This window comes from Parafrankia sp. Ea1.12 (assembly GCF_900465275.1).
Lineage (GTDB): Bacteria > Actinomycetota > Actinomycetes > Frankiales > Frankiaceae > Parafrankia > Parafrankia soli.
In genome coordinates this window covers 1-2,820 of record NZ_UBIZ01000177.1, presented here as the reverse complement: position 1 = coordinate 2,820, position 2,820 = coordinate 1, and the positions used below count along the sequence as shown (strand labels likewise).

1 protein-coding gene and 1 pseudogene are annotated in these 2,820 nt (G+C 67.2%); one reads left to right on the top strand and one right to left on the bottom strand.

Annotated elements, in window-relative coordinates; genetic code table 11:
* Positions 1-187: 187 nt before the first annotated feature.
* Positions 188-979 (bottom strand): annotated as a pseudogene (locus tag FMEAI12_RS05410) (IS5 family transposase).
* A 493-nt stretch (positions 980-1,472) separates the two neighbouring features.
* On the opposite strand from FMEAI12_RS05410, the gene FMEAI12_RS05400 reads away from it, so the two are divergent.
* Positions 1,473-2,693, top strand: coding sequence for an ABC transporter substrate-binding protein (locus FMEAI12_RS05400; RefSeq protein WP_112105198.1), 1,221 nt, complete (start codon positions 1,473-1,475; stop codon positions 2,691-2,693).
* Positions 2,694-2,820 lie beyond the last annotated feature (127 nt).

The window sequence follows — 2,820 nt, the reverse complement described above, 5'->3', positions numbered from 1 at the left end:
ATCCGGGATTTCTTTTCCAGCCTCAGTCATCAATGGCTGGTCAAGTTCCTTGAGCACCGGATCGCGGACAAACGGATCCTGCGCCTGGTCCAGAAATGGCTGAGCGCGGGAGTCATCGAGAACGGCGTGTGGTCACAGACAATGGAAGGGTCACCGCAGGGCAATGCCGCGTAGTTAAGAGCTTGTCTCACGTGGCCAGTTTCTTCCAGCAGGTCAGCGTCGCTGCCAGGGCGAGGAATCCGAGGAAGTTGTGGCCGTTGCGTTCGTAGCGGATAGTGAGGCGGCGGTAGCCGCCGAGCCAGGCGATCGTCCTTTCGACCTTCCACCGGTGGCGGCCGAGCTTCTCGCTGGACTCGATGCCCTTGCGGGCGATCCGGGGCACGATGCCGCGGTCGCGCAGGAATCGGCGCAGGTCGTCGCTGTCGTAGGCCTTGTCGGCGCGCAGCTTGACGGGCCTGCGGCGCCGCGGCCCGCGCCGGGAACGGACCGCGGGGATCCCGGTGACCAGTGGGATCAGGGCGTGGCCGTCATGCAGGTTGGCACCGGAGACGCCGACGACCAGCGGGAGACCGGCGGCGTCGGTGAGCACGTGCAGTTTCGAGCCGGCCTTGCCGCGGTCGACCGGGCTCGGACCGGTCAGCGAGCCCCGCTCGCTCGCACGCTCGCGGAGTCCAGGATCGCCGAGGTTCAGTCCACCGTCCCGGCGGCGCCATGTCGGTCCAGCACCGCCCGATGTACCCGGGGCCATAACCCCACCCGGGTCCAGGCATGGAACCGACGGTGCGCCGTGGGCGCCGACACCCCGAACGACGGCGGTAGATGCCGCCACGCATAGCCCGACCACCGCCGTGAACACCGCTCGCTCGTCCACCGGAGCCGTACCTCCACCCTGCGAACGCGGCGCGAAGGACGGCAACAGAGGCTCCACGAGCTCCCAGAGCTCGTCCGGTACCAACCGGAGACCCTCCTGATGATCGATGCCGCGCGTCCGAGCCGTCCCTACGATGTGCTCCTCGCCGAGTGACGATCCCGGCGACGCTTTGCTCATCTCCGAGGGGTCTCTCGCCCGCGGGTTCAGCCAGACCCTCCGCACGATCAGCGACGGCGTCGAGACATTTGAGTACCTCCGCGAGCCCACCCATCCCCGACCCGATTTGATCATCATGGACCTGAACACGCCACGGATGGACGGGCCGCGAAGCCCTCGGCGTTATCAAACCGATCCGGTGTCGCGCCGGGACAGCGGACGGTGCGCCGGCGACGCGGGAAATGCGCCCGGTGGAGGACTAGCGGTGCCGTCCCGATTCCACGCTACAGCTCACCCAGCTGACGAAATTCAGTAGATATACTAGCCAGGCTGTCGTGTGTAGATTGAATATCTACGAGAACGAAGGTTTGCGTGGCAGCCGATCTGGGATCGGCCCAGTCGGATTGGCGCATCGCCAGCCTCTTTATTGTCCGTGGAGAAAAAGATGTTTCTTGGTAGATTATCGGTGAGGTTATGGGGAGGAGCGGCGGCCGCGGTGCTCGCGGTTGCCGTGACCGGCTGTTCCGCGGGGGGCGGTGGTGGCACGGCGGCGGCCACCGCCTGCGGCAGCCCTGGCGTCACCGCCGACCAGGTGAAGCTCGGCCTCGTGGTCACCGACTCGGGTACCGGCAGCGCCGCGTTCGACTCGGCCCGCTCCGGTGTTGACGCCAGGATCGGGTTGGCCAACCAGGAAGGCGGCATACACGGCCGCCGGATCGTCTACCAGTGGCGTGACGACGCGAACTCCCCATCGCAGAGCGCCAACGTCACCGCGAACCTCGTCCAGCAGGACTCGGTCTTCGGCCTGGTGACGGCCACCTCCGCGCTCGGGGACTCGTTGAATAGCCTTGCCGCGCAGAACATCCCCGTTATCGGCTTCGCCCAGCCGGACTGGGGAAAATACCAGAACTTCTTCACCTATCTGTACGCGGCGTCACCCGAGACCATCGGCCGCTACATCCTGGCCAGCGGGGGGACGAAGGTCGCCTTCCTGACCACGGGGGCGTCGGCGTTCACGCTGCAGGTCATGGCGCGATACCAGGCCGCCTTCCAGGCGATCGGTCTCGGTACGACCGACGCGATCTCCTACACGAGCAGCACCGACAGCCCGGCCCGGGTGGTCCAGCAGATCTCGGCCGCCGGCGCCGACTCCATGATCGGTTTCACGACCTCGTCGGACTTCGCCGCGATCGCGCAGGCCGCCCGGGCGGCACGCCTGGACCTCTCCAGCAGCGTCGCGCTCACCGGGTACGACCACAGCCTGCTGGCCACGCTGGGCCCGGCGCTCGCCGGCGTCTCGTTCCCCGTCTACTTCCGGCCCTTCGAGGCCGGGGGGCCGGCCATCGACCGCTACCGCGCGGCGATGACCCGCTTCGCGCCGGAGACGTTCGTGCCCGAACAGCAGTTCGCCATGCACGCCTACATCTACACCGACATGTTCCTTCGCGGACTCGAACTGGCCGGTCCCTGCCCCACCCGCGAGGGATTCATCAGCGCACTACGGAAGGTCTCCGACTACGACGCGGGCGGCCTGATCGCGCCGATAGACCTCGGTAACAACGCCAGCCAACCGCTCAACTGCTACGCCTTCGTCAAGATCAATCCAGCCGGAGACGCGTTCCAGGTCGTCCACGAACGCCTCTGCGCCAACGGCACGGGCACCTGAAACCTGTCGTTCAGCCTCGCCGCCCCCAGCCGGACGGCATTCGTTGATCAGCCCGTCGAGGATGCGTGTGCGACGGACGGTGGAATCCGGCGTCGGGGCGACTGCGGGTGGCGGGTCGGGTGGGTGC

Bases quoted from the DNA above. Each gene is read 5' to 3' on its own strand.
- FMEAI12_RS05400 (WP_112105198.1), top strand. From the start codon at position 1,473: ATGTTTCTTGGTAGATTATCGGTGAGGTTATGGGGAGGAGCGGCGGCC.